The sequence below is a fragment of the Aquabacterium sp. UBA2148 genome, assembly GCF_002328915.1.
Taxonomy (GTDB): Bacteria; Pseudomonadota; Gammaproteobacteria; order Burkholderiales; family Burkholderiaceae_C; genus Aquabacterium; species Aquabacterium parvum.
In genome coordinates this window covers 1,520-5,658 of sequence record NZ_DCXA01000149.1, presented here as the reverse complement: position 1 = coordinate 5,658, position 4,139 = coordinate 1,520, and the positions used below count along the sequence as shown (strand labels likewise).

3 protein-coding genes are annotated in these 4,139 nt (G+C 67.6%); all 3 read right to left on the bottom strand.

Annotated elements, in window-relative coordinates; all coding sequences use genetic code 11:
- Nucleotides 1-911, bottom strand: a 911-nt coding sequence (locus B2W70_RS08155; protein ID WP_286744617.1) for a TolC family protein, incomplete at its 3' end; no start/stop codon positions are given.
- Nucleotides 912-945: 34 nt separating this feature from the next.
- The gene (locus B2W70_RS08150) at nt 946-2,964 is read right to left on the bottom strand and encodes a MacB family efflux pump subunit (protein WP_286744615.1); all 2,019 of its coding nucleotides are present in this window, start codon (nt 2,962-2,964) and stop codon (nt 946-948) included.
- Nucleotides 2,964-4,136 carry an efflux RND transporter periplasmic adaptor subunit gene (locus tag B2W70_RS08145; RefSeq protein ID WP_286744619.1) on the bottom strand — a complete coding sequence of 391 codons (1,173 nt, stop codon included), beginning with the start codon at nt 4,134-4,136 and terminating at the stop codon, nt 2,964-2,966. The genes B2W70_RS08150 and B2W70_RS08145 overlap by 1 nt, the downstream gene beginning before the upstream one ends.
- Between the last annotated feature and the right edge of the window lie 3 nt (nt 4,137-4,139).

The window sequence follows — 4,139 nt, the reverse complement described above, 5'->3', positions numbered from 1 at the left end:
CGGCTCAGAAGCTCGGCCGGCGCGCCCGCTGGCACCGATGGCAAAGCCCCGTCGGGCAGGCGCCTGGCCTCGTTGAGCGCCACACCAGGCGGGCCGTCGAACAAGATCGCCAGTGCATTGCGGGCCTGCGTTCGCTGCAGCAAAAACTGAGTGTGCGCGGCCTCTTGTGCGGCCAGCGATTGCGTGGCCTGCGCCACCTCCAGGCCCGAGACGGCGCCCTGCCCCTTCTGGGCCTGCACCAGCTCCAGCGTGCGCCGCGCGTACTCGATGCTCTGCTGGCTGGCCTCGACGCGCTGATTCAGGTAGCCCACCTGCCAATGCAGGCGCGCCGTCGTGCCCACCAGTGCCAGGGCTGCGGCCAGGCGGTCTTCCTCGGTGGCCTGGGCCTCCCAGTCGGCGGCGCTGCGCAGGGCGGCCACGCGCCCCCACAGATCGGCCTCCCAGCTCAGGCCGAGCGAAGCGCTGTTCAGGCGTGTCGTGTCACCGCCATCAAGTGGGCGCGACGCGGTGGAGCTGCCCTGCAGCGTCACCGTGGGCAACTGGTCGCTGGCGGCCTGACCGGCCAGGAGTTGGGCGCGGCGCACCTTCAAGGCGGCTTGTGCCAGGTCGTTGTTGCGCGCCAGGGCATCGCGGATCAGTTGGCGCAGCGCCGGGTCATCGAACGCCAGCCACCAGGGGGACAGTCCTTGCGCGGCCTCGCCGGCTTGCGCGGCCTCAGCCAAGGACTTCACATCGGTCGCGCCACCCGCGTCGGCATTGGCCGACACGTAGCTCGCCGGCACGGTCAGCGCCGGCTGCTCATAAGGCGTCGCGGCACACCCGGCAAGCAAGGCGCTGGCGCTGGCCAGCATCAGCGCGCACAGGCAGGCCGAAGCCACCGGCCTGTGTCGGTTCAAGTCGTGTTCGTTCATGGACATGTTCTTCATTGCTCGCTGGGCTCGGACCTCACTGCCGGCTCAGCGCATCCACCGGGTCGAGCTGGGCCGCACGGCGGGCCGGCAAGAAGCCGAACACCACGCCGATCAGCGATGACACACCAAAGGCCGTCACGATGGACGCGGTCGAATAGATCATGCTGAAGCCCGTGTTGAACTGATCGAAGATCACGCCCAGGCTCAAAGCCAGCGCGATGCCCAGCCCGCCGCCCAGCAGGCACACCAGCACCGCCTCGATCAGGAACTGGCGCAGGATGTCGGACTGGCGCGCGCCCACCGCCATGCGCACGCCGATCTCCTGCGTCCGCTCGGTGACCGACACCAGCATGATGTTCATCACCCCGATGCCGCCCACGATCAGCGAGATCACCGCGATCGACGAGATCAGCAGCGTCAGCGTCTGCGTCGTGCTCTCGATCGTCTGGCGGATGCTGTCGCTGTTGCGCACGAAGAAATCCTTCGAGCCATGGCGTTGGGTCATCAGCTTGGTGATGCCCTGCTCGGCTGCCGACGGATTGGCGCTGTCGCTGATGCGCACGGTGATGCTGCGCAGGTGGTTCTGGCCCATCAGGCGCCGCATCGCCGTCGTGTAGGGCACCCACACATTGAGGTTGTCCGACATGTTGAAGCCGCTCTCGGACGGCGCCGTCACGCCGATGACCCGCACCGGCACGCTGCCCAGGAAGATGACCTGCCCCACCGGGTTCTCGCCATTGGGGAACAGCGCGGCCTGCGCGTTCGGGTCGATCACGGCCTCCTGCGTCTGGCGACGCACGCTCTCGTCATCGAAGGCCTGGCCTTGCGCGATGTCGTAGCCCTTGACGCGGAAGAACTGGTCGCCCACGCCCGTGACATTGGCCGTGGCCTCCACGTTGCCGCGGCGCAAGGTCACGCTGGTGCTCACACCGGGTGTGACGCTGTCGACGTAATTCAGTTGAGCCAGCGCGTTGGCGTCGCCCGGCACCAGCGTGCGGATGCGCCCCGCCTGCCGGTCGCCGAAGTTCTTGCCGGGGTAGATGTCGATGGTGTTGGTGCCCATCGCCGCGATGTCCTTGAGCACCCGCTGGCGCGAACCTTCGCCCAAGGCCACCATCGAGACCACGGAAGCGATCCCGATGATGATGCCGAGCATGGTCAACAGCGTGCGCAGGCGGTGCCCGGCCATGGCGCGCAAGGCCATGGTGAAAGCCTCGGTGAAACGCCCCCACACCGCCGACCAGGACGCGTCGGGCTGCACGGCAGGGCGCGCAGCCCGGTGCCCAACCTGCTCGACCCCGTCGGTTCGGCGGTCGGCGATGATGCGGCCATCGGCCACCTCGATGACGCGCTGCGCGTGCGCCGCCACCTTGGCATCGTGGGTCACGATGATGACCGTGTGGCCATCGGCGTGCAGCTCCTTGAGGATGCGCATGACCTCTTCGCCGCTGACGCTGTCGAGCGCGCCGGTGGGCTCGTCGGCCAGGATGACATCGCCGCCATTCATCAGCGCCCGCGCGATCGACACGCGCTGCTGCTGACCGCCAGAGAGCTGGCCCGGCCGGTGCCCGGCTCGGTCTTGCAAGCCCAGGCGCTTGAGCAAGGCCAACGCGCGCTCATGGCGTCGCGCCGGGCTGTGCCCCGCATATATGGCCGGGATCTCGGCGTTGCCCAGCGCGGTCAGGTCACCCATGAGGTGATAGCGCTGGAAGATGAAGCCGAAGTGCTCGCGCCGCAGGCGGGCAAGGTCATCGGGCGCCATGTCGGCCGTGGGCTGACCGGCCACGCGGTAACTGCCGCGCGAAGGCCGGTCCAGGCAACCGAGGATGTTCATCAGCGTGGACTTGCCCGAACCGGACGCACCCATGATGGCCACCATCTCACCGGCATGGATGCCCAGGTCGATGCCCTTGAGCACGGCCACCGTGCCATCGCCAGAAGGGAACTCGCGCCAGAGGTCTCGCACCTCCAGCAAGGGCGCGTCGGCACCCGGCTGCGTTGGCGCACCTTGCGCGCCCTGCCCGGCCTGGATCTGATCGATCTCGCTTTTCATCAGAACATGCCCGGCGGACGGCGCGAGCCGCCCGAACCACCGGCCGAAGCTTCGCCCACGACCACGCGTTCGCCTTCTTTCAGGCCCGACAGCACCTGCGCCTGCACGCGGTTGTTCAGGCCCACCTTGACCTGGCGATCGACCACGCGCTGTGCGCCGCCCGGCTCGCCTTCGAGCACCCGCACCGCGTACGTGTCGTCCTTGCGGTTGCGCTTGCCCAGCGCCGAAGCCGGGATGGCCAGCACCTCATCGGCCTTGGCCAGCACGATGAAGACCTGCGCCGTCATGGCCACACGCAGCTTGCCATCGGGGTTGGGCACCTCGAACAAGCCGTTGTAGTAAACAGCCGACGTGGTCGACGACGAGGTGCTCGTGGTCGTCTTGGTGCTGGTGTCAACCTGCTCCGATTCAGGCGATGGCTCGATGGTGCGCAGCTTGGCCTCGTAGCGCTTTTGGGGCTCGCCCAGGATGGTGAAGTACACCGGCAGGCCCGGCTGCACCCGCACGACGTCGGCTTCGGAGATCTGCGCCTTGATGAGCACGCTGTCCAGGCGCGAGAGCTTGATGATGGTCGGCGCCGACTGCACGGCGTTCACGGTGCGCCCTTCTTCGGCGATCACGCCCGTGACCACGCCGTCAATGGGCGCCAGGATGCGCGTGTAGCCCAGGTTCACACGGGCCGTGTCCACCGAGATGTTGGCCTGCCTGATCTGGGCCTGCAGGGCGTTGATGTCGGCGCGGGTGGTGGCCAGGGTGGCCTCGGCGCCATCGAGTTCGGCCTTCGAAGCCGCATCGAGCTTGAACAGGCCTTGTTGACGTTTGAACGTGATCTCGGCCTGCCTGTACAAGGCTTCCTTGGCTTGCAGTTGAGCCTGCAGCAAGGCGACCTGGGCCTCGGCGTTGCGAAGGGTGTTGTTCTGGGTGGTGGAATCGATTTCGGCCAGCAACTGGCCCTGCTTGACCTGGTCGCCCAAGGCCACGTGCAAGCGCTTGATCTGACCCGAGACCTGGGCACCCACGTTGACATCGCGCTCGGACTTGATCGTGCCCGAGGCCAGCACCGTGTCCTCAAGGTTGGTGCGCTCGACTTCGGCCGTGATGACCTCAGGCGCCGGGGCCTTCTTGATGAACTTGGCGTACACCCCCCAGCCCGCCAGCGCGAGCACCCCCAGGAC

Coding starts and splice junctions, on each gene's coding strand:
- B2W70_RS08150 (WP_286744615.1), bottom strand. CDS start 2,964: ATGAAAAGCGAGATCGATCAGATCCAGGCCGGGCAGGGCGCGCAAGGT.